This window comes from Vibrio sp. PID23_8 (assembly GCF_003584965.1).
GTDB lineage: Bacteria > Pseudomonadota > Gammaproteobacteria > Enterobacterales > Vibrionaceae > Vibrio.
The window spans coordinates 37701-62805 of record NZ_LIXE01000009.1 but is presented as its reverse complement, the minus strand read 5'-3'; the positions used below and the strand labels follow the sequence as shown (position 1 = coordinate 62805).

17 protein-coding genes are annotated in these 25105 nt (G+C 45.5%); 6 read left to right on the top strand and 11 right to left on the bottom strand.

Annotated features, from left to right (window positions below; genetic code table 11):
* Position 1: 1 nt before the first annotated feature.
* The 4 genes from AK966_RS14840 to AK966_RS14825 are packed head-to-tail and all read right to left on the bottom strand — an operon-like array spanning position 2 to position 3492.
* Positions 2-886 carry an enoyl-CoA hydratase gene (locus AK966_RS14840; protein WP_099079418.1) on the bottom strand — a complete coding sequence of 295 codons (885 nt, stop codon included), beginning with the start codon at positions 884-886 and terminating at the stop codon, positions 2-4.
* Positions 883-1713, bottom strand: coding sequence for a CoA-transferase subunit beta (locus tag AK966_RS14835; protein ID WP_099079419.1), 831 nt, complete (start codon positions 1711-1713; stop codon positions 883-885). Before AK966_RS14835 ends, AK966_RS14840 begins: the two co-directional genes overlap by 4 nt.
* A gap of 11 nt (positions 1714-1724) precedes the next feature.
* On the bottom strand, positions 1725-2600 hold the full coding sequence (locus AK966_RS14830) for a CoA transferase subunit A (protein WP_119464442.1): 876 nt from the start codon (positions 2598-2600) through the stop codon (positions 1725-1727).
* A gap of 1 nt (position 2601) precedes the next feature.
* A complete protein-coding gene (locus AK966_RS14825) occupies positions 2602-3492 on the bottom strand; it encodes a VOC family protein (RefSeq protein WP_119464441.1) in 891 nt (296 codons plus the stop codon).
* A 191-nt stretch (positions 3493-3683) separates the two neighbouring features.
* Between AK966_RS14825 and AK966_RS14820 the strand changes: the two genes are divergently transcribed.
* The 3 genes from AK966_RS14820 to AK966_RS14805 all read left to right on the top strand — a co-directional run bounded on the left by AK966_RS14820 (position 3684) and on the right by AK966_RS14805 (position 6745).
* Entirely contained in the window at positions 3684-4478 is a 795-nt protein-coding gene (locus AK966_RS14820; RefSeq protein WP_099079422.1) for a hypothetical protein, read from the top strand.
* Positions 4479-4773: 295 nt separating this feature from the next.
* Positions 4774-5673 (top strand): HprK-related kinase A, encoded by a 900-nt coding sequence (locus AK966_RS14810; RefSeq protein ID WP_099079424.1) that lies wholly within the window; start codon positions 4774-4776, stop codon positions 5671-5673.
* Positions 5657-6745, top strand: a complete 1089-nt coding sequence (locus AK966_RS14805; RefSeq protein WP_099079425.1) for a nucleotidyltransferase family protein — start codon at positions 5657-5659, stop codon at positions 6743-6745. Before AK966_RS14810 ends, AK966_RS14805 begins: the two co-directional genes overlap by 17 nt.
* A gap of 95 nt (positions 6746-6840) precedes the next feature.
* Here AK966_RS14805 and AK966_RS14800 read toward each other — a convergent pair whose 3' ends face one another.
* From AK966_RS14800 to AK966_RS14785, 4 genes are all read right to left on the bottom strand, one after another.
* Complete coding sequence (locus AK966_RS14800; RefSeq protein WP_119464439.1) at positions 6841-9744, bottom strand: S8 family serine peptidase; 2904 nt, start codon at positions 9742-9744, stop codon at positions 6841-6843.
* 302 nt (positions 9745-10046) lie between these two features.
* Positions 10047-10982 (bottom strand): OB-fold domain-containing protein, encoded by a 936-nt coding sequence (locus AK966_RS14795; RefSeq protein WP_099079427.1) that lies wholly within the window; start codon positions 10980-10982, stop codon positions 10047-10049.
* A 4-nt stretch (positions 10983-10986) separates the two neighbouring features.
* Positions 10987-12198, bottom strand: a complete 1212-nt coding sequence (locus AK966_RS14790) for a thiolase family protein (RefSeq protein WP_099079428.1) — start codon at positions 12196-12198, stop codon at positions 10987-10989.
* Positions 12199-12210: 12 nt separating this feature from the next.
* Positions 12211-14112, bottom strand: a complete 1902-nt coding sequence (locus AK966_RS14785; protein ID WP_119464438.1) for a long-chain-acyl-CoA synthetase — start codon at positions 14110-14112, stop codon at positions 12211-12213.
* Between the two features lie 339 nt (positions 14113-14451).
* On the opposite strand from AK966_RS14785, the gene AK966_RS14780 reads away from it, so the two are divergent.
* From AK966_RS14780 to AK966_RS14770, 3 genes are all read left to right on the top strand, one after another.
* Positions 14452-15282, top strand: coding sequence for an alpha/beta fold hydrolase (locus AK966_RS14780; protein ID WP_099079430.1), 831 nt, complete (start codon positions 14452-14454; stop codon positions 15280-15282).
* Between the two features lie 20 nt (positions 15283-15302).
* Positions 15303-17420, top strand: coding sequence for an FAD-dependent oxidoreductase (locus tag AK966_RS14775; RefSeq protein ID WP_099079431.1), 2118 nt, complete (start codon positions 15303-15305; stop codon positions 17418-17420).
* Positions 17421-17516: 96 nt separating this feature from the next.
* Positions 17517-18938 (top strand): coniferyl aldehyde dehydrogenase, encoded by a 1422-nt coding sequence (locus AK966_RS14770; RefSeq protein WP_119464437.1) that lies wholly within the window; start codon positions 17517-17519, stop codon positions 18936-18938.
* Between the two features lie 821 nt (positions 18939-19759).
* Here the strand turns inward: AK966_RS14770 and AK966_RS14765 are convergent.
* From AK966_RS14765 to AK966_RS14755, 3 genes are all read right to left on the bottom strand, one after another.
* Complete coding sequence (locus AK966_RS14765) at positions 19760-20836, bottom strand: replication initiation protein (RefSeq protein ID WP_099079433.1); 1077 nt, start codon at positions 20834-20836, stop codon at positions 19760-19762.
* Between the two features lie 1061 nt (positions 20837-21897).
* A complete protein-coding gene (locus AK966_RS14760) occupies positions 21898-22653 on the bottom strand; it encodes an SDR family NAD(P)-dependent oxidoreductase (RefSeq protein WP_119464436.1) in 756 nt (251 codons plus the stop codon).
* A 39-nt stretch (positions 22654-22692) separates the two neighbouring features.
* Positions 22693-25092, bottom strand: coding sequence for an RND family transporter (locus tag AK966_RS14755; protein WP_119464435.1), 2400 nt, complete (start codon positions 25090-25092; stop codon positions 22693-22695).
* Positions 25093-25105: the final 13 nt, after the last annotated feature.

The window sequence follows — 25105 nt, the reverse complement described above, 5'->3', positions numbered from 1 at the left end:
CCTACCTCACTTTCTCAGATTCAGCGTGTTGCTGCTTGTTGGCTTTTGCCATCGCTTTTGCATCAAATCCCGACAGTTTGTCACCAGAAATCAATTGGTTGTGAGCATGAGCAAAGTGGTGAAAACCAAACGCCATATCCATTGAAGTGCGTTTGCCCATGATATCTTCAATGGTATTGACGACTTGCTTGGTCAGTTGCAGACCAAGCCTTGGCATCTCGGCGATTTTTTCCGCCATTTTGAACGTTTCTGCTTCAAGGTCTTCTCTTGCAACAACGCGATTCACCATGCCAAGCTCATAAGCGCGCTGTGCGCTCATTCGCTCACCCAAGAACAGAAACTCTTTCGCGACACGTGGGTTCATCTCAAACACGTGAGCAAAATATTCCACGCCAGGAATCCCCATTCGTACCACAGGATCTTGAAAGAAACTGTCTTCCGAACAAACGATAAGGTCGCACACCCAGGCCAGCATCAAGCCGCCTGCAATACAGGCACCATTCACCATTGCAATGGTTGGCTTCGGCATTTCTCTCCAACGGCGGCACATGCCTAAATACGCTTCCTGCTCACGGGCGTATTGGAACTCGCCCCCAGGCTTATTGGTATGGTCATACCAAAGGCTTGTACGATCAAAGCTCTGATCCACATCGCGGCCCGGAGAGCCTATATCGTGACCGGCGGAAAAGTGCTTACCCGCGCCACACAGAACAATGGCTTTAACATCGTCGTCATCACAAGCACGCTTAAAAGCATTATCCAAGGCATAAGTCATTTGACCATTCTGCGCGTTGTTGTATTGCGGTCTTGCCATCGTGACGACCGCGATACCACTACGAACTTGGTATTCAACCACGTCGTCAATCAAAATTGTTTCTTCGCTCATACCACGCTCTCCTTTTCAGCAGCCTCAGATACACGAACGCCAGGAGGATTGTCTTTTAATTGTCGAGCACGAATATTATGCGGATCTAACTGACGAATGATCTCCAGTTGCTCAATCGTTGGCGCAGGAGTCACACTGACAACATCCGGCACAAAGATCTCAAAGCCCGTGTTGGCAACCACGTCATCCACCGATACACCTGGGTGCACACTGAGCACACGCAGCTGGTTGTTAGGTCCTTGCCAGTCCATTACGGCAAGGTTGGTGATAACCAAGCGCAGGTCGATATCATCCAGCGAGTAACCTTTAGGTAGTCGCGCTGGGTTTTTACCAATTGACGCCACCATGTCGCATTCACCGCTGACGAACACACGGCTATTGTGATCAGGAACGAAAAATGAGTTCGCATGACAAATCGAGTTTCCTGGAAAGCCACGCACACCCAACATTTGCACTTTTGGACGCTGGTAATCGCTGCCCAATGCAGAAATATTCGCCTGACCAAACTGGTCAATTTGGGTTGGCCCGACCATGGCGTGTCGCTTTTTGCTCCACACGTTGTCAAAAATGCGCGAAAATCCCATCCAAGTTTCATTTTTCTGGATAAACTGCTCGCTGCGTTGACCAATTGGATTCGGCTCAGATAGCAGGAATGCCTCTGAGTCTGTCATCATCAAATCAGGGTTGCTTGTCTTCATTGCCAGGCTGGCAGCAAGACGCGGGATCACACCGATCCCGGTTGCGAGCACTTCTCCATCATGGCGAAAGGCTTCTGCACCGGCACAGATCATTAACTCGGCAAGGCTGTAGTCTTTTGCAACTGTCATCGTATCATCCTCTAGTAAACAGGTAGTGCTAACTGTCGAATGGCATCCAAACCACCCACTTTTTCCTGATAGCCTTGCTCATTTTGATGCTCAATAAACTTGGCGTAGTAGCCTTCGAATCCACCTTCACGGGCGAATCCGGCATACTCTTTAAAGTGCGCGGTATCAAAGCCGTACAATGGCGCGCAAGACGTTGGATGAGCCCCTCCAGCCACCTCAACAACACCCGTGGTATGACAGCGCTCCCAAAGCACATAACGTGATTCTTCTGCGCTGTAGAACGCGTCCGATTCAACGAGCGCTTCACAGCTGACAAATGTCTTATCTGCCGCACGAGCAAACCAATCATCCATGTAATGATCTGGTCCTTTGATTTGGCAAACACCTCGTCGATCGGCTTTGTCGACGTGCACGAGCGCAACATCCAGTTTCAGAGCCGGCATTGCCACCCACTCTTTGTCATCATAAGGGCTGTCAACACGCTTCAAATCAGGGTTCACCGAAACCACATCGGTGCCTAAACCCAAGGCTGTTGGGATATAAGGGCACCCCCAAGCAGCAGCTCGTAACCCGAGCAACATCATCCCTTCATCAATTTCCATCACTTCTAATTCACCTTTTTGGCGCGCTTGGCGGAAGAAAGGCTCAAGTGGGATGAAATCAAGAGAAACGAAGGCAAAAATGAGTTTTTTCACTTTCCCTGCAGCACACAACATGCCGACGTCCGCACCGCCATAAGCGACAACGGTAAGGTCTTTCACGTCTGAGTTTAAAATGGCGCGAATCAACGCCATTGGTTTACGGCGAGGCCCCCACCCCCCGATTCCGATCGTCATCCCATCTTCGAGGGAGTTCACCATCTGCTCAATGGTCATTTCCTTATTCATCTTATTTCTCCTGTCCGACCGAAAAATCGTGTCCCCATAGGCTGACACGAGTAAATTCAAAGGCACTGTGGTTATCCCAATCGACCTGTAGGCCGCCGTAGCCAAATTCCATATCGAAACCTGAAGGCGTCTGCATGTAAAAAGAGGTCATTTTGTCATTCAGATGCTGACCCAGCGTCGCTGATAGCTGGACACCATGTTCAATACGGCGGTCATTCGCTCGCCCCACTTCCGACATGGAATCCACTTCAACCATGGTGTGTACACAGCCCGATGGCACAGGAAACTCGCAGATTGCAAGGCTGTGGTGACGAGGATTATTACAGTGCATAAAGTAAATACGAGCACTTGGCGCGTCTTCTGTTGGACGGAAATTGAAAATATCGGAAAGTTGGAAACCCATCACTTCGGTTAAGAACTGGTGCGTTTCGTCAAAATTAGGAGCAGGAAGAACGGTATGGCCAAGCCCCATTTCATCGGTAAGAAAACGAGGGACGCCCTGAGGAGAAACAAGCGGTTCGCAACCTGATAGGAATCCCCAGTACACTTCATGAGTGTTGCCAGCAGGGTCGTTAAATGTCACTAGCTGTTGCACACCACGTTGCGTACATTGCTCGTTGTCGGCTAGCTCCCATGGCACCTGATGCTCGGTGAGCTTTTCAAGGGCGGCATCGAATGCGCCTTTAGAAGCCAGCTCCCAACCTGAAGCGATATAACGATTCTCGCTTCCTTCAATAATGAGCATACGAAATGGACGCTCATCCATTTTTACGTATAGGCCGCCACTTGGGGCTGGGTGGGTAGACATGCCCAATACTTGCTCTGCATAGTGTTGCCACTTATTCAAGTCATCGGTCTGGGCTACAAAATACCCGAGCGCCTTGATATCCATATTCTCGTCCTCTGATTATTACACACTGGCAATTATCGAAAGGTTATGGAAATCTCTCATCGTCCATTAAGACTAAAGGTTGAATTGTTGTTTTGACTTGAGTTTTCGGGAACAAATGCAATAAGTAGACTACACTCATTCTGTTGTAGCTAAAAAACAAATACTTCTGAGATTTCAAATCGGTGAAAGTTATGGATAACAAAGAGAAACCAAAAACAATGCCAGATGGTGACAACATTACTAACATTCAACGGAGCGACGATCAAAATGCAGCTGCAACGTCGCGCTTTTCACGAAGACGATTCATTCGTTCAGCTGCGGTTACTTCACCGATTTTATTATCCGTAAAAAGCCCTGTTGCTTGGGGAGGAGGCCTCTATAGCGATCAATGTAGTATCGTTTCGCAATTGTCCGGTAATGCTTCCCACCCCCATAACTGTCAGACTCAGGCCAAAAGCCCGTTATACTGGATTAACACCTTCATCGGTGACAATGAGATAGTAAATCAAGAACTGGAGAAGCAAGGATATTACGCCACTACTCCGTTTCATGAATTGTTCCCCCACAATCTCAGCTCCTATAAGATACAACCTCGGATGAGCAAAACCTGGCGCTACCGAGTGAATCCTGACACAGAAAACCCCGCATTATTGCAATGCCTAATGAGATCTGACACAAGCTTCTGGTTAGAGTTCGAGAATATTGAAAGTAAGCAGAAAGTAAATATTGATGTGCTCAATGGCGTTCCAAACTTCCATTGCTGCGTCACAGCTGGTTTTCTCAACGGTTTATTTCACCCTTCTCCGATAAACTACGTTGGCGATGAGACCTACGTTCAAAAAGTATTCAAAGAAGCACTGTTTCGTTCCGTTAACACCATCCTTTGGGATATTGAAACAAAACAATTACAGGAAACAAGTGGGACAAAATATTCGCAAGCGATGCTTGACGTAACGACTCGTCTTAATAGGTGGGATAACGTTTGATAATAAATCATTTACTTAAAAATTTACATCAAGCAGACAATATCGAAATAAATCCAGCGTTTTGCTTGAAAGATAGCGTGTTTACTAGCGAACATAACGTGGTGATTTTTAGTCCATTCACATGTGAAACCTTATTATGTGAAAGAAAAGCACTCCGTTTTCTAGTAGATTTAGTACAGAAACAAAATAATCCATCTAAAGTTAAAATTAGCCAACACGAAACTCAATGGATTAATGATATCATCGTAAAACTGATATCAATGAGGATAATTTTGCTCAAGGAGTGAGTCCATTAATGTTCCTTAAGAATCGATTATACCTACTTCAAGTGGGGGAGTTTACTTTTCAGATTGAATCTAACGTTTCTACCATCCATGACTACCTTTGCACGCACTATCGCTCCAACTTAAAAGAGCCTTCTTCACAAACATATGTTGATTACTATATCGCAATCAAACATGGTTGTTGGTATCGTCGTTTTTTTAAACCACAAGTTGCATTTTATTTTAATCATCTGGCTCCCTTTAAACCACTCCCCCTTTCTCAAGCCCACGCACTGCTTGAATGGGGAATGAACTGGGTTATTTCGACCCAAGCTCATCAACACTTGATCATCCATGCAGCTTCATTAGAAAAGAACGGTAAAGGCATTATTATTTCAGCACCTTCTGGATCAGGGAAAAGTACCCTCTGTGCCTATTTAGCTTCCCAAGGTTGGCGTTTACTCTCGGATGAATTAGCATTAGTGCATACCGAAAGCTTGGCTATACACGCCCTTGCCAGACCCATCAGCCTAAAGAACCAATCCATTGACGTCATCAAACCCTATTTTAGTGATGACCATTTTAGTGACATTGCTGTTGATACACATAAAGGTTCCATTTGCTTAGTGAAGCCTCCTCTTTCAAGCTCAATACGGGCGCAAGAGACCGCGAAGCCAAGCTTAATTGTCATGGTGAATTTTAACCCAGATGAACCTTTATATATAGAACGTATGGACTCGGCAGTTGCATTAACTGAACTAATCCAAAACTGTTTTAACTTCGGATTGTTGAATAACAATGGGTTTCAATGTGCAAAAAAACTTATCAACACCTGTGAAAATCTCTATGTAGAGTACAGTAATTTTCAAGATTGTGAGCAAGCACTAAGCCATTACTTGGAGGCAGAAAACCGTTGTGATAAAGCTAGTTGATGTATTAGTTCAGCCTGAACAGTTAATCGAAGTCTCGCCGGCAACATTATCGAATATCGTAGCTGAAGCTCGATATTTTAATATGTTGGGACAGCTTAAGTATCATTGTAATACACGTGGAGTATGGTCTCGTCTACCTAAAAAATTTCGCCAACAGCTCGATACTGCCACACTATTTTACGACAACCAGCGCAGAAAATTGGCGGTTGAAACTGACGAAATTGCTCATGCGCTCTCTCCACTCAACATCAATTGGATCTATTTGAAAGGCAGCGCCTACCACTTAAATAACATGAGTAACTTCTCAGGAAGAATGATGAGCGATATTGATGTTCTTGTGCAGGAGGAAGACTTACCACAGGTCGAAGCCGCACTAAGATCTCATGGCTGGATGCCTGCTCCGGTGAATAGTTACGATGAAAAATTCTACCGCAATTGGTCGCAAGAGATCCCGCCATTACGACATATTTATCGCCAAGTAGAACTGGATGTACATTTCAATATCCTGCCGAAGACATTAAAAGAGTCCATTAATAATAAACATTTATTCGAACAATCACTTCCGTTTAGCGATGACCCCAATCAAAAAGTACTCACCCCACATGCAATGCTCGCCCATAGTGCCATTCATCTGTTCTACGAAAGTGAATATGCCAAAGGGCTAAGAGATCTTTACGACATTGCTCTGTTGATCAATCATTATTCTGTAGAAGCGTCATTTTGGGATGATCTCATCGAACTTGGTCGTACGATTGGTAACGAATCATCGATCTACTTAGCGTTACGTTACAGTCAGCAAATTTATTGCTCTCAAATTCCTACCACGGTGATTGATCACTATGCTCAGTTCAGACCCAATTGGTTGTATCTCACTGTATTGGATTTCTGTTTCTTTGCCATTTTTACCCGCTCATTTCCACCTCACAGAAAGTCAGGACATGGGTTGGCAGAAACATTCCTCTACCTAAGAGGGCATTTGAAAAGAATGCCACTGCGCTTACTCGTCCCGCATCTAACCAAAAAGTACTTCGACAAATTTAAAGTCAAACAACAAGCAGACGAACTGATTTAATACTAACAACTATCTTCTTTTGCTAGCAACAGACAGCAAGCAGAGCTAAATACACTCTGCCTACTGTCTGTTGACAATTCGAGTTGAAACGCTGACTACTTAACGACGATATCGTCAATCAACAACACGGAATCGTACAGATCATCTTCACTGTCTGAAATATTGATTCGGTACTCACCTTGCCCTTGTGTCACCGGTATGGTTAAGCTGACGTTCTTAAACCCTATGTGCCCCACAGTGTCATCCCCTCCTGGAAAATCAATGCCGTCAATGAGCGTAAACTCAGAGTCATTCACACTATCACGGGCTAACTCTTGTTGCGTGCCATCGGGCAATGTCAATGTGATAAGCAATATGTCATCAAATGGAGAGCCTAAAAATTCCGGATACTCTTCGGTAAGGAAATTGTAAGTAAACTCAAGCGTTAACTCTGTAACGCCCGGCTGAATAACAAATGACTTGAGCAAGGTTGTTTCCGCTTGATCTTCTTCTGGACCAGTACTCAACAACGCCATTCGATTCCCTGAAGGTGGACGTAGACTACCCAGTTCAGTAATGCTACTCGCGGTACCACTAGTTTCCCATTCAGCCAAGTCCCCAATCTCAAAACCACCATTAAACACCGCCTCAAAAAGGTCAACGCGACTTGTACCAATCAACAGTGCTGCGTCAACCGATTTACCAGACCTGAGCAACCGCTCCCTAATTTGCTTTGGTTCCCATTCAGGGTGTTGAGTCCATATCACCGCGGCAGAACCCGACACCAAAGGCGCAGCCATACTAGTGCCCGATTTTATCGACGTACCACCGCCAAGCTGAGTAGAACGCGCATTTTCGCCCGGTGCCGCAATATCAACCCATGTCCCAAAGTTACTTAAAGATGCTCTCTCATCAAGATCTGTTGCGTTTCCTACGCACAGTGTTTGTTCATAATAACAAGGGTACTTTCTCTTATTCGACGCATCATTACCGGCTGTGGATACGATTAAGGCCCCTTTATTCGACGCATAGTCAATCACGCGATTTAGCGAGACCGAATCGACATAACCACCGCCACTAATATTTACTACTTTAGTGCCCCTGTCCGCAGAATAGCGAATCGCAGAGACCAGTGCCGCGTAACTTCCGCCTAGACCTCGAACTGCCAAAATTTTACTGTTCCAAGCAACACTAGCGATACCATCACTATTGTTTGATTCCGCCCCGATCAGTCCCGCAACGTGGGTGCCATGGCCATTTTCATCCATAGGATCATCATCACCGGAGACAGAATCGATTCCTTTAATAATTTTGCTGTCTAAATCGGCGTGTGTATAGTCAATGCCAGTATCCACCACACCAACAAGGGTGTCGCCAGAAGAGATATACCACGCCTTATCGGCACGTATTGTGGTCATATTGGATTGATTCAAAAACTCACTGTCATTCGGATAAGCATCAATGCTCGCAAGCACTGAGTATTCGACATAGTCCACTTCAGTGTATGTTTGAAGAGATTCAATCACTTGCTCTAAACGAGATAACGAATTATTGGTTTCAACTTGGAGTTGGTAAATCCCTAGACTCAATACCGTACCAACAATTGTACCGTTCTCTGACGCGACGATTTCCTGTATACGATCTTCGCTAGTTACATCTACAAACTTGACCAACAATTCGTTACTAAAGATTTGGTTGCCACTCTCATCGGTAATAAGAGCACTGAAATCTGACGGAGCAACTGAAGTGGGTAATTGAGTAACACTAAGCGTATGAACTCCTGATTTGATCTCGCCATTGGTAACGCGGTAATAAAGTTCACCGATACTGTTTTTAGAAACGGTGTGCAAACCGGTGTAAACCAAATCCCTAGCCACAATGTCTGGTGCGATACCGTCATCACGCAGTGAGCCGAGCGTCGCAATAACGCCAGTCCCAGCCTCATCGACTTGTTCAAGTGTTAGCGTCTCTGGAGCAGTGGCGGTACGTGTTACTTTGGCACTGACAATCAGCTCTTCAGTTTGCCCGAGCGTAATGGCGTCTTTATCAGTTCCAGGGGTACTTAACTTCATTGAGCTTCGAGACGCGGTATCAGTAACCGTAATTGGCAACGACAATGTCATTGTTTGTCCTGTTTCTACCAAATTCACCACACTGGTGAACGTATACTCACCTGCGGTTACGGCATTCAATGTCACGTTGACGACCCATGAGTTATCTTCTGCGGCAAGCCATCCCCCATTAGGGTAGTTACTGGTATAGGAGACACCGCTTGCCGGTGTGACCGATTGTTCCAGCTGCACGCCATACTCTGCGGCATTGCCATCAATAAACTTAACGACAAACGCGATGATTTTTTCATCACCTTCTAGCATCGCAATGCTCGAAAGCCCCTGTTCGATAGATACAAATGGGCCTTGCGACTGAACAACCGTTACTGTTCGTGTCGCGGTAGCTTGGTTACCTGATGAGTCCGTCGCTTCGTAAGTCATGGTGTAATCGCCCGTGACATTGGTATCGACACTCCCTGTTGTCACAACGTCAACAGATCCATCAACATCATCATCTGCTGTAGCGCCGGCGTCTTTGTACGTTTGACCTTGGCTTATCTGCGTTGGATTATCCCCCAATACGGTGATCACCGGAGGTGTCGTATCTGACTTAGTGACTGCCGCTTGTACTTTTACCGTTCTGCTCGCAGAAGCTTCGTTTCCAGCCGCATCCGTTGCCACATAAGTAATGGTATAAGTGCCTACTTTACTCGTATCAACATCATCCCCTGTTGTTGTTACCGTAACTGAACCGTCAACGGCATCGTCAGCCGTAGCTCCTGCATCACTATAGGTTTCCCCTTGCTCTACCGTCGCCGGATTATCCCCCATAACAGAGATCACTGGCGGCGTGGTATCCGAGCTCGACTGTACCTCCCCATCACCACCTCCCCCGCAACCAAAGAGAGAAAAGAATAACGCCGCCAGCGCCACTTTTTTTAGTGGTTCAAATACTTTGGTGTTTCCCATCTGATTTCCCCTTCATGATCCCATCATGAATCGTGAGCCATGACTCGAATCTCGTCCACCGTCGCTCACTCATAAATATCAATATGGCATTTTATTCCTTGCCTCGAAAAATGCTTGATTAAGCACCTAGATTAACCATAGCAAAAAAAATCAATCTCATATCAATAAGGCTGCATAAATAATATGTAACCACATCACTTAGCGGGACTTCTCTGTTCATGAACGGTGTCCATCATCAAAAAGCAAAAGGGCCTGAATTTACATTCAGGCCCTTTTCTATACCTTAAAGTAGTCGCTGCCCTCTAGCGATAAATAATAACCAACTCGTTAATCACTGATGGGCGTTCATTACCCACTACATGAGTCATCACTTCCAGCGTCAGCTGAGTGCCTTTTGGACTTTGAGTCGCAGACTTCACTCGCGCGCGCGCATGCAACACGGAATCAACGGGCACCGGGGCAGGAAAACGTAAGCGATCAGAGCCGTAATTCATCATGGTGCTAAAACCGGTAATTTCATACGGAAGTGCTAAATCAAATCTTGACTGAAGCACTTGAACAAGTGCACCGTGAGCAATCGTAGAGCCAAATGGACTCTCTTTCTCCGCTCGCTCTGGATCGGTATGCAACCAATAATCATCACCCGATAGCTTAGCAAAATCATCAATAAGTGCTTGATCGACGGTAATCTGGTTACTCCAAGGCGTAAAGCCTAACGACGGTAATGCGCTGATCGCGGCGGTATTCTCGACACCAATTTTCACCTGGCCACGATCGTTTTTACTTAAGCACTCAAGCGGGCTCTGGTAAGTGATCTTATCAAAGTCAACCTCCTTCGCCGTGAATTGCAGCAGCGTTGTGCCTTCTGCATCCACCTCTTCAAAAACGGGCTTTAACGGCATGCCAACGGCTAGATCCGCTTCTTCAACACCCACTATCGTTGTGTTGATCTGTACACCTTCTTTGAGTTGAGCGACCGCCAGCACTTGCGGCTTATCGCTAGCAAACTCAGCCATGGTTGGCACTCGAGCGATGGTAAAGCTATACAACGTCGCTTCTCCCGATACCTCTTTCCACTCCAACTGGTCACTAAGGCAGTGTGAACAATGGTGGCGTGGATAAAAGACCCAGCCTTGACAGTCTTGGCATTGTTGAATACGAACAACACCATCTTTTAGCGATTGCCAAAAAGGCGTTGAAATCGCCGTTGCTAACGGCATTGGTTTAGTATGATTCATCGATTTATGCTCCTTGCAAGATCAGGGCGCCCTGCTCACTCATCACGCCACCGGTGCCACTAACAAAAATTTGGTCACATTTCGCCAACTGCCTTTGATCTGCACGGCCAGCGATTTGGTGAAAGGCTTCTATCACTTGCGACATGCCACCGGCCGCCCCCGATTGACCGAAGCTTAACTGACCACCATGGGTGTTCAGCGGAAAATCACCTTTAAACGTCAAGTTATGTTCTTTAACAAACGACATCCCCTCCCCTTTGCCGCAGAACCCCGCGTCTTCTAGTGAGAGCAACGTGGTAATGGTGTAGCAGTCATAAAGCTGCGCCGCATTCATATCTTCTGGCTTCACGCCAGCCATGGTAAAGGCTTGTTTCGCGGCTCGCTCTAGCGGTGTCACTGTCATCTCTTCACTGTAAGAGGGGGATTTATAGGACAAGCGTTCACCAAAACCTTTCACAAACGCAGGGCGGTGTCGCGCACGTGTGGCCAACTCTTTCGATGTCACCAATACCGCAGCACCACCGGCAACTGGCATCACAATTTCAAGCACATGAAGCGGATCGGCGACCACTTTACTCGCTAGTACGTCTTCAGCAGTAAGCGTTTGTCCGTTGAAGATGGCATCTGGATGATACTGCGCGTTAAATCGTTGATCGACCGCGATTTTAGCCATCGCTTGCTTATCATAACCATATTTCGCGGCGTAACGTTGGGCGATCATTGCATAGCCGGTATTCTGGCCAACGTGGCCATAAGGCAGATCAAATTCCGCTTCAGGGGCACCAAACGCCGTCGAATGACCACCGTAGCGCATCGCCTCGGCCATCCAGCTTAAATCTTCACCCGGAGCAAATGGTGCCATGCGAGCAGGAATAACACACAAAACCGCTTGGCATAGGCCCATTTCAATGGCCGCAGCGGCGCGCCAGATCATCCCAACCGAAGAACAGCCACCAAGATCCACCACTTCAGCAAAGTTAACTTCTACCCCGAGGTATTCTGCCGCCATCGCTGGTACAAAAATGGACGCTTCATGAAATTGCGGGCCATGTAGCACAAGGCCATCGACATCTTTCATACTCAGCCCAGCATCAAGCACCGCTCGACGGCTAAGATCAGCCACCTGCTCCAAGTGAAACATTTGCGGAGCAGTTTGATATTTCTCAGGCTTATACTGCGCCGCGCCAACGATTGCTGCGGTTCCTTTTAATCCCATTGTTATACTTCCTTATCCCTGTTCAATTTGGTGAAATGGTGGATACCCCACTGCTTTAAGTACGTCGAGTGAGTACGGTTCATAAGTCGCCGTTTTCTCATTGCGCACATACAACGGGTCTTGACACTCCTCTGGGTCATAACCTTGTCGTTGCAGATCCACTTTACGCAGCTTAAATGTGGTGGTGATGTCTGCTGCCCCACAGACACGAACAAATTGTGGTGCCGCATAACGCGGTAATCGTTCCTCAGTGAGCTGATAAAATGCCGCTGGGTCAAAAATCGCCCCCTCTTGCATTACTACCGCGGCCATACCTGCACGACCTTCATGATTTGGCACTTGTACACCATAGATATTGATCGTTTCAGCACCTTTAAAATCCGCCAGTTCAGTGGCAACTTCTTGGGTCGACACATTTTCACTTTTCCAGCGGAACGTATCGCCAATTCGGTCGACAAAATAGTAGTAGCCATCGTCATCATAACGAAGTAAGTCACCCGAGCGCCAATAAGCATCATTATCTGCAAGCACATTTCGGACAATTTTTTGCTCCGTAGCCTCTGCAGACACATAACCTTCAAATCGCCCCGCACCAATCTCTGGATGATTAATGATCATGCCGAGCGCTTCACCAACTTCTCCCGGCTCACATGGGATGCAAAATCCGTTGCTATCTTTAACGTATTGATCCGCTTCAACATCGTATTTCACCAACAAAAAGTTGGTTTTGGTCTTATCCGGAACCCGACCACACGAGCCAATATAATTATCTAAGTTGATCAAGTTTGTGTTGGCTTCGGTTGAACCCCAACCTTCATAAATGTCCATTGCACCAAATTTATCCAACCAACGTTGCCATGATTCAGCCGTCAAGCCAGCCCCTAACATCGCGCGCACTTTATGGTCACGATTGCCCAAAGCCTGATTGCTATTGTCATCGTAATTCAACAAATAACGACAGATTTCGCCAATATATTGAACAACGGTAACCTGATGTTGTTTTATGTCACACCAGAACGAGCTCGAACTGAATTTACGTCGTAATACAATCGCCGACCCAGCAGCTAGTGCGGTAGAAGTGACTGATGTAGCGGCAGCGCCGTGATAAAGAGGAAGAAAACAATAAAAAGTGTCATCTTCTTTGGCATCTAACGTCACTTGCATCACATCACCAGAGGTCATCCAACGCATGTGGCTGTAGATCGCCGCTTTAGGTAATCCCGTCGTTCCTGAGGTAAAAATCAGTAGTGATGGCGTTTCCGCCGTTACCGATGAACGAACTGCCTTATCAAACGGTTCTGCGCTAGCGGCCTGCAACGCATGGACAAAACCTAAATCAAATCGAGCATGAATGCGCTCATCAGCGGGTTTTTCTTGGTCCGGTAATAAATAAAGCGGTAGCTGGGCAAAATCAGCAAATTCATCCATGGTTTGGGCAAACAGTGGCGCGCACTCTTCTCCAACAATCACCATACTTGGTTGACACGCATCAATGGCATGCACCAATGGCATGCCATGAATTTGGGTATTAATGAAAGCAACGGTCACACCGATTTTGGCGAGACCAAGCCAAACAAAAAAGAATTCGGGACGGTTCTCAATGGCCATGGCACATACATCGCCAGCTTTTAACCCTTTTTCATGTGCAACATGTGCGATTTTGTTTGCCTGACGATCAACCTCGCGGTAGCTCCATGAGTTATGGTCATAAATCAAGAATGGACGCTCAGCGATTTGGCTTACTTGTTGTTCAAACCGATCGGCCAACGTGTAATGATCAGACGGTTTTATTAACATCGCCGCTTTCGCTCGACGATCCATTTTTGCCTGTGTCTCACTGCGAGGAACAGGTAAAATGACGTCTGCTACTTGGTCATAGGTGCCACTCACCTTCGGACTCATTGTGTCTGTCATATTACTTCCTGTTGTATTCAAAGGATTCATTCCGTGAAATTGAGTGACGAGTCGGAGCAGTTGAATCATCAACCCTAGCAAAAACTGACGGTGTTTATTCTTATTAATTAATAGCGCCGACCTGCCATTCAATATCCCTCAATTTTTTATAAAAAATTGAACCAAGCCTATGTTGATAAATATCTTATCTCTCAACATCGTCCAACGGGACTAATCAGCGTCTATAGCGCAAAAGTCTATCTGGTCTAAACGGACGATGTAAAATCAGGCCAAACAAAGGACGATGGCAAGATGACAGTCATTGCGACTGAAAGGCATAACAACAACAAGGAGAAAGCAATGTCTAATTTGGAGCTAAATTTGCCTGAGCAGCATTATCTAACATTGCAAAATGGACTCACGGTACACTACCTAGACGAAGGCGAAGGCGACGTGGTGATTTGGCTACATGGCAGTGGACCAGGCGCATCCGGATACAGTAACTTTAAAGGCAACTATCCTGAATTTACCCAACAGGGCTTTCGTAATATTGTCCTCGACCTTCCCGGTTTTGGTCGCTCAGATAAGCCTAGTGATGTGCACTATAACCTCGACTTCTTTGTCAGCGTACTCAATGAAATCATCGAAACCTTACGTCTCTCGCCATGTACCTTATTAGGGAATTCTTTAGGCGGCGCGATCGCGCTTGGCCAAGCGTTACAGTACCCTTCAACGGTCAATAAACTGATCCTAATGGCGCCTGGTGGGGTGGAAGAGCGCGAAACGTATTTTGAGATGGAAGGCATCCAAAAAATGGTGGCCACATACAACCAAGGGCCAATGGGAATCCACGAAATGCGAGAAGTGATGAGCCTGCAACTTCATGACTCGTCACAACTGACAGACGACATTCTGCGCGAGCGTGTTGCTGTCGCTGTTACCCAACCAAGTCAACTGTTTTCAACCATGATGGTGCCAAACATGACAAAAGATCTGCACAAGTTGGCGTGTCCCGTACTTGGCTTTTGGGGTAGCAATGACCTCTTTAATCCGCCATCCGGTGTATTTAAGTTTCTCGACAATGTGCCTGAAGCAAAATTCATTTTACTAAACCAATGCGGCCATTGGGTTCAAGTCGAGCACACTGCTCTGTTTAACCGCACCTGTTTAGATTTTCTTCACGGCTGTTAATCGAACAAGGACAGTAAAATATGAGTAGCTATGAGCATCTTCTAAAACCCGGAAAGATCGGTTCAATGACGGTGCGCAATCGCATTGTATCTGCACCGATGGGAACAAATCTTGCTGAATCAGATGGCCATTGTGGTGAGCGTATTCAAGCTTATTACGAAGCACGAGCAAAAGGTGGCGCGGGATTGATCACCATGGGTGTGGGCGCAATAGCCTACCCCGCAGGCACTGCAGAACCTTATCAAGTCGGGCTTTCATCCGACGAATTTCTTCCCGGCCTAAAGCAGCTAACTGAACGCGTGCACAAGCACGGTGCAAAAGTCGCCATTCAGCTACAGCATGCTGGTAAAACCGCCGTTCGAGACATCGCCGAAGGGCGAGAACTTTGGGTGCCGTCGATACCACCTAAAGCATCTATGGCCATGATGGCCGCGCTATCAAAAGAAGAACTGGCATCGTTTGTCCGCCCTAAAGGGGGCAATGTCAAAATTCGCGTCATGGATCATAAAGATATTGAACAGATGATCACCTGGTTTGCTGACGCGGCGGATCGTGCGAAAAGAGCGGGATTTGACGGTGTAGAAATACACGCCGCACACAGCTATATCATCGCCGGCTTCTTATCTAGATATTACAATAAACGAACCGATGAATACGGCGGCAGTTTCGAGAATCGAACTCGCCTGTTACGCGAAATCATCGCCTCAGTTCGTCAAAGGGTTGGTAGTGATTACCCCGTTTGGTTACGCCTTGACGCATGCGAAATGCGAACGCCTGATGGCATCGATCTCAATGATTGCCTACGCGTTGCCAAACTGTCAGAAAAACTTGGTGTGGACGCGGTCAGTATCTCTGCATATGCCACGACAACCAGTGGTGATGCCTTTACTGAAGCACCATTGGTCCATAAGCCTGCTGGATTTTTAGATTGGGCGACAGAGGTTGCGAAACAACTAGTGATTCCAGTCATCGCCGTCGGCCGTTTGGAGCCTGAAGTCGCCAACCGAGCGATTGAAAAGGGTCAGTGCGATTTTGTCGCAATGGGAAGAAAACTGCTCGCCGATCCAGAGCTGCCAAACAAGCTAATGGCGAATAATCCTCAGAGCATTCGTCCTTGTATCTACTGCTATACTTGTGTAAGCCAAATTTTTATTAATCAACGTGTTAAATGTGCTGTCAATCCAGCCATGGGGCAAGAAGAACACTACCCTCTTTCCATCCCTGAACGTCAGAAACACGTTGTTATTATTGGCGGTGGTCCGGGCGGAATGGAGGCGGCGAGCCAAATCGCCAGACGTGGCCACAAAGTCACCTTGCTTGAGCAAGAAAAACGTCTAGGCGGCACGCTATTTTTCGCCTCAATGGTGTACCCAGAGAACAACAAACTGCTTGATTACCTGTACCAGCAAATCGACCACCCAATGATCACGGTTAAGCTCAATACCAAAGCGACGCCATCTGTATTAGCCGATCTAATGCCCGACGAAGTCGTGGTCGCGACCGGAGCATTGAGAGGTAAACCTGAGATAAAAGGCGTAGAACAAAAGCATGTCTGGAGTGGTGATGAGCTGCGTAAAGTGATGACCAGTGGTGGCAGTAATGTTGGAAAAGAGAAGTTCAATCTATTCCAAAGAACCCTGCTCAAAAGTGGTCAATTGAGTGGTATTACGGGCTCAGTTGAAGCCACAAGAAAGCTCTCCCATCTTTGGATGCCCCTAGCAGATAACGTTTGTATTATCGGTGGCGGTCTGGTTGGTCTGGAACTGGCGGAGTTTCTTGCTCAGAGAGGTCGAAAAGTAACGGTATTAGAGCCAGGTGAAACATTAGGCAGAGAGCTGTCAATTGTTCGCCGCTGGCGAGTGTTGCACGAAGTCGAGAAGCTTGGTGTGACAATGCACAACCAAGTTTCTATTCAAGAGATCACGTCCAATCAAGTCCACTTTTCATTTGCAGGCAATGAGGAAATCCAAACGTTGCCCGCAGGCTCTGTCATCCTCGCTTCAGGCGCAGAAACTGACAGTACATTAGCAAACCATATTTCGGATACCTATACCGTCCATCAAATTGGTGACTGTGGATCTCTTGACTACATCGAAGGCGCGCTCTCCACGGCATGGAAAGTGGCAGCAAAAATATAGCGCTAACTCATAAATATAAAGGGCACATCGATAACATCGTCGTATCCAGTCTAACGATTTATCGATGTGCTTAAGCAAAACATAAGGAAGAAATGGATGTCAGACAATTTTGCTCACCTTAGCCGTACTTTCGAACAACAGGTATCGGCTTATAAAGCGTTCAAGACCAGTTCAGCTCAAGAGCGACGTGATATTATCCAGCAAGTCATTCAACTGCTCGTCGATCATTACCAACCACTCATAGAAGCGATGGAGGCTGATTTTGGTGGCCGCAGTCAAACCTTTTCTATGATGAATGATATTCTAGGTTCGCTTGGCTCTCTCAAGCATACAAGAGATAACCTAGAGCAATGGCTTAAGCCAGAACAAAGATCCATGATTGCGCCATATGAACAGCTTGGCGCTCAGGCTGAAGTGCTCTATCAACCCAAAGGTGTAATTGGTATTATGGGTACTTGGAATGCCCCACTTTATACCCTTCTTAGTCCATTAGCGTGTGCCGTTGGAGCGGGAAATCGTGTCATTCTTAAGCCATCAGAATTGACACCACGTACTGCTGAGGTGCTTGCAGAACTGCTCCAAACCAATATTGATCCGAATTGGGTTAGTGTGATCACCGGCGACAGCGAAGTCAGTAAAGCGTTTTGTGCCACGCCATTTGATCACATAGTTTTCACAGGCTCTCCTAGCGTAGGTAAAAAAGTCATGGCTGCGGCAGCGGAAAACTTAACACCAGTGACACTCGAGTTGGGTGGTAAATCCCCAGCTATCATCAGCTCATCAGCGAACTTGAAAGAGGCTAGCCAGAAACTTGCCATCGCCAAAGGTACTAATGGGGGGCAAATATGTATCAGTCCTGATATTGTTTATGTGCCATCTGATGCTTTAGATACGGTTGTTGCAGAAATTAAAGCCGAGTTCAAACGTTGCTATCCGACGGTGATTAACAACCCGGATTTGGTACCGATTATTAATGCCTCTCATTATGAACGCATTCACCACTATATTGAGCAAGCGTTAAGCCAAGGGGTTCAGATTGAGCTGAGCCATGATGAACGTGATGCTACTGGCCGAAGAATGCCATTAACGTTAGTGATCAACCCACCGTCTGACATTTTGATCATGAATGAAGAGATTTTTGGTTTAGCATTAGTTATCAAAACTTATGAAAACTTTAATGATGTTCTCACGGATATCAATTCACGCCCAAATCCACTTGCTCTATATTACTTTGGTGAGGATCAACAAGAGCAGAAGCAAGTTCTGGAAGATGTTCGCGCAGGTGGTGTAACCATCAATGATGCCTTAATGCATGCTGCATTGCATGATGCGCCGTTTGGTGGTACTGGTAAATCAGGTATGGGTCACTATCACGGTAAAGAAGGGTTTTTGGCATTTAGTCACCTAAAAACTGTTTTCTATGCACCGAATAATGATATTCGTAGAGAGTGGGGAATGTTACCTCCTTATTCCACTGACTTTCATACATTGATCAAATCTCAGATCACCTCAGAATAATTAAACTACCTGTTAATGGTAGCAATTATCTATTGTTACTATTAACGGGGATTTTATCCCATTCAAATCATCCTGTATCCCACCATAATAGACTTTAACAAATCAATTAGTACATAGGCTTAGGTTAGATTTCTAAATCCAATTAGCGTGCTTGTGAAGCCTTTTTAGTACGATCCTTTTCTTTAACACCGACATGTAATCTAGAGAGAAGCGGAACAATGCTTCAACATGAACGTCATTTATTCGGACTTTTCTTGTGATCAACAGTCTTATCGATGATCAGAGGGAGGTCTGTAGGAATCTAATAAAAAATATAAATTGGTTGGTTCTGTGGATTAGTGTGTAAATCTTTGATTTTCCACTTATCCACAGACACTATAAAGATCTATTTTACCTATGAACACTATTATTACTATGAAAAATATAAGATCTATAGGCTTTGCAAGTTATTGATTTTAAATGATTTAATCCCGCAATATGATCCTTTTTTAGGTGCTTAAGTGACATTATCTAGGTGTTTATGATCACTTGCTAGGTGTTTATGATCCTTTTTCAGGTGTTTAGCAGACAGCTTCTAGGTGTTTATGATCATTTATCAGGTTTTTAGGTAACAAGATCTAGGTATCTGCATCGCTCGCTTTGCCATTTGGAGTACATTAACAATAGAAATGGAACCGATCTGCTTGAGATTTCTTCGACCGCTTGTTTTTTGTTCGTAAGTTCATTGTTGAGATGGTCAAATACCTAAAATGTGTCTTTTATCACAGGTAAACACCTAAAATCTGTCTCCTAAAGTTCTTAACACCTAAAATTTGTCATGTTCAATAGTCTGGGTTATCGTTGATATCGAGTAATGTATCGATTTTATCAAGTAAATCATCAATCTCTTGAGTTTGACTGGAAACATGTTGCTCTTTTTGTTCTCGGTGTCTTCTCGCGAGACTCTGCTCTACCTTTAGCGCATGCTCCTCTTTGCCTAAATTTCGGTAAGACATCGCTAAGATTTCTAATTCTGCATCGGTCAAACGTTCATTGCCATTGATACGTTTTAACTCTAACTCTTTGATTTTTAGTAATGCATCGTGTTGGTTAAATTCATCAACGGTTGATAGCTTCAGCCAGCGGAAAAGAAATTTGATGCCGACGATGGTTTTTCCCTTCTTGATCAATTCGAAGCCTTTATCTCCTTTTTCGCTTTCGAGAAAAAGGAGCTCTTTGCTGATTTGAGGGTGTTCTGAGAGTTCTTTGATGCTTTCTCTGATACAACGTTTCATAAATACGCTGTTATTTTTAAATGAGCTTTTGTCTTTTTTTAGTTTACCAGCTTCATCTAGCAGCCCAAACACCCCTTTCAGTTCGTCTAATTTCTGGGTGTGCATCTCAAAGCCTTTATCTTTAAAGCGGCTTAACAATTCGTAAAGGCGTTTTGAGTACTCTTTTTTTACATTAAAAAAGTTACGCGTATTGATGAGCGCAAACCCCTGATTATATTCTATATATTCAGGCTTCAGCATGTCGTTCGGGACCATGGTCAGCACACTATTTTTGTAGGCAATGTGCTTAAACAAGGGGCGATAATCAAATTCGGTATCACCCTTCTTATTTTCAACTTTGATGCCGACTTTTCGGCTGGCCAATCGATTGGCGACAGGGCTTAAGTTACTACCAATATGCTTTGACTCAACATTGAGCCATTCTGAAAGTTGATGCGAAGTAAACTCGTAATGAGGTGTACTTGTCTCCCAGTCATTCGGTCTCATATGCGCAATCATTAGCGCAAACATGTCTGCTTCACGTGCAGACAAATCCTGGCGACTGAATACCAGTTGGTGCCCTTTTTTGATGTGTTTAGGTAAGTTATCACTAACAACAGGGTAGTAATATGGCTCTTCGCTCATGGTCTCTTACTTCATAACTAACATAATTTAGGTATTCTGACATATTTTAGGTGTGGGATCATTATTACACCTAAATTATGTTAGCTATAAATGTGCTTTCTGTGATGTGTGCAATGCTGCTCGTTTCATGTGGCTTGAGTCTTCGCATTATCGTCGCTTAACTGGTCGGCTTGACAATATTTGGCTATCAGTATTCAACCTCCCTACCTAGAAAAGGTATTTTATAAAGTGAAAGGTGATGCTATTTGATCTTTAACCTGCCAGTTGCCCCTTTTGTTTATATCTTGGTTTAAAATCAAACGTACTTTTCTCACGGTTAAGAACGGGGGGGAGCGCAGTCTTTACTTGATGGGATGGTGACTGGCGTTTTTTATCGTTAAGGAGAAAAAAACTTGGATAAATTACGGAAAACCTGTACCTCCTTTGCTTTATGAAATCACGCTAAATCCGTACTTGTTCGCTGAATTGGCAGATTGACAACATGGTTGTTGATAAAAAGTACGGGCAAACGATCTTTCAATGATTCTAAATTCGTATTATGTGTTTTTTGGGGTTTAAGCGGATGATAGATGAGCATAAATGTGTACAACTGGATACGAAAAAGCGGTATTTTGAGTTTGATTCGAATTGTGTTTTACTCGATTTCGTCAAGGGCAGCTTTCCTAAATAAAAATATTTAAAAGGTTAGATATTTGCATCGGAAAATGGACTTAGTATTTGCTGTCTGAATTTTGTACTTTTTGGCTTGTTCTGTCATTCCGGTTGAGTGGACGTTGGCCCATGTTGTATTTCTCTTCGGCCTTAAACTCATGTGTTGCGTATAAGATTGTTTTTCGTCCAGGACATTTGACGATCTGTAAAGCATATTCATTAGATTGATATCATGAACCCAATGCCCATCGCTTGTCGTGTATAGCGGCGAGTTTGGGGTTGAGTGTGGTTCGGGGGAATGAAAAAATGATGCTGCTTTTCAATGAATAATTGTCAATATTCAGGCTGAATATTGACAATTATAAAGGTAGGTAGACTTCGTGGATGACCGTTGAATGACAGTGAGCGTGTTAACCTAAATACGCTTGTCCGCCATCTAAAGCAATGCTTTGGCCATTTAAGTAGCTGGCTTCATCACTGCACATTAACGCGACAAATTTTCCAATATCATCGACACAATCACCGACACGTTGTAGTGGTATTTGTCTGATAAACTCGGCAGCTTCTTCTGGATTTTCGCCCATCCACCAATTAAGGCCGGGTGATTTAGCATGTGGTAAAATGACATTGGTGCGAATATTGTCTGGTCCCCATTCATTCGCCGCAGCGCGCGTCAACGAACGTATCGCTTCTTTGACTGCTGCGTAGCCACCATAACCACTCATATCCCAACGTTTGCTTGCGCTACTAGCGAGATTGATAATACAGCCATCTCCTTTGAGGTATGGATAACACAGCTTCATCATGCGAAAGGTCGCTAAGGGCCCAGATTGCCAACCACGCTCAAGCTGTTCTTCGGAGAGATCTTGAAGACGTCCTAGAGGAGAGTCCTGTGCATTATTGACCAGAATGTTGATGCCTCCAAAATGGCGAACCACGGCATCGATGCACTGGCTCGTGCTGTGGCTATCCGAAACATCAAGCGTAAATGGCTTAGATTCACCTCCGAACTCTTGGATTAATTGGCACGTTTTTTCAAGTTTACTTTCGGTACGTCCCACTACCGCGATCTTCGCGCCTTGCTCGGCAAGAGCGAGAGCAATGCCTTGGCCAACGCCCTGCCCTGATCCGGTAATGAGTGCGACTTTTCCTTCTAGTTTTTTCATCGTTATTCCTGTCTGTACTCGTTGAGATTATGGTCAGTGTTAAGACTGCTGAGCCTCTCTGGCTTCAGGCTCTTTTTCTGGAGTGTGCTTAGGATTAAGTACGACCGCTTTTGCTCCTAATAAATAGGCAAGAGCAGGTAATAGCAGTATCGCGCCTAGCACATTTACTAGGAACATGAAGGCGAGAAGTAATCCCATGTCGGCCTGAAATTTCAACGAAGAGAATGCCCAGGTTGCCACGCTTACCGACATCGTCACCGCAGTGAAAATTGCTGGGATGCCACGAGTTTGAATGGATTGGTAGAACGCTTCTCGTAGTGGGACGTCACGATTGAGAGCATGCTGCATTCGTTCATAAATGTAGATACCGTAATCGACCCCAACCCCAACCCCAAGCGCAATCACTGGTAAGGTAGCAACTTTTAGTCCAATGCCAAGTACGGCCATTAATGCATTACACATAATACAAACTAGCATTAGCGGTAGAATGACACACAGTGTGGCAATAAATGAACGGAAAGTGAGCCAACACAAAAAACCAATCGCAACGAAAATTGAGATCAGAATTTGAACTTCCGCTTTTTCTACCGCCTGATTGGTCGCGACAGCAACACCCGCGTTACCACCGAGTAGTCGAAATTCTGCATCGGTTAGGTTTGCATTTTGGATGAATGTCTGGATTTCAGAGATGACATGATTCAGCGTCGTACTTTGGTGATCATCGAGGTACACCATCATATTTATGGTTTGACAACCATTGTCATTCAGACCAAGTTGTGGATGTGCGGCTTGAGCACCTGCACGTAATGCGACAGGATCACGCTGCAGAGTACGCCATAATGGGCTGCCTTCGTTATTACCGGAGACATATCGCTTAGCGTTGCCCGCCGTCGTGGCGACTGACTGAACACCATCGACGCCTCGCATATGAAAATCAAAACGCGAAACTGCATTCATGATTTCCCAGTTCAGGCAAGCTTCTTCTTGGTTCTTGCTCTCAAGGTAGACCGATAACACATCCATCCCAATGGAATAATCACTGACGATTTTATCGTTGTCCAAATTGTAACGTGAGTCAGCATGTAACTCCGGAACTCCATTACCAATGTCGCCAGTCAATAAGCTACGCGATTGCCATGTCGCACCCGCGAGCAAAATAAGCATTACGGCAACGGAGATTTTTGCTGGTTTTTCTGTTGCTAGCGAGGAGACTGCCCACCATAATGGACTGTGTTTGTTCTGCTCGGGAGTGTGACGAAGCGCCATACTTTCAAGGCTTAAATGCGAAAGTATGATCGGCATAAACATTTTATTGGTCATGATCATCATCGCAACGCCAAGGCAAGCGGTCACACCGAGCTCGTGGACGATTGGGATATCGATAACCATGATAACCATAAATCCAAGCGCGTTTGCGAGTAGCGCGACGGTGCCCGGAATTGCCAAGCGACGAAATGCATTCACGGCTGCTTCTTTACTATCAACCCCCGCCAAAACATCAAGTTTCCATGCGTTGGTCATTTGGACCGCGTGGGAGACACCAATCGAAAAAATAAGGAAAGGGACTAATAAGGACATTGGATCAATACCGTAGCCAATGATGGGCAATGTCCCTAATAGCCAGATCACCGGCAGTAGTGCAACCGCAACAATCAAGCCAGTCAGTTTAATTGACATGGTGTAGTGCCACAGTAAAAGCACAGTAACGACAAACGCAATAGAGAAAAACATCAAAACATTGGATAAGCCATCCATGACATCGCCCATGACTTTTGCAAAGCCGATGATTTGGATTTCAACACCTGCACCGGAAAGCGCTTGGCGGATATTTTCTAGGTGCTTAGCTACGGCGGCATAGTCGGTTTTAAGTCCGGTTTCTGGATCGATATCGAGCAGTTCAGCTTGCACCATCGCCGATTTATGGTCGTTAGATACCAAGTTACCGATCTGACCTGATTTGGCCACATTACTTCTGACTTGCGCGAGGCTTGCTTTGTCTGCAGTGAAGCGAGATGGGATAACGACATCTCCCATAAAGCCAAACTCGGTGACCTCAAGGTAGCGAACTTCGGGAGTAAAAAGAGATCGTACCGTGGCTCGGTTTACGCCCGGAGTGAAAAAAACACCATCGGTCGCTTTTCTTAAACGAGCGAGAAGCTCTGGGTTGTAAATATCCCCCTCCCCCTTCCAAGTTAAGCTGACCATGACACGGTTGGTACCAGTAAACTTATCGGCATGCTCTAGAAAGGCTTCCATATACTGGTGTTTGATTGGGATTAGTTTGGTAAAACCTGGATCAAATCGTGTTTTAGTCGCGGTGTAACTCAATAGAACGGTTAAAACTAAGAAAAACAGTGCTAGCGGAAAGCGCCAATGAATGATCAATCGACCTAACTTATCCACAAATAAATGACTACGTGTAAGGGCTTGTGTTGACATGGTTACTCCGAAT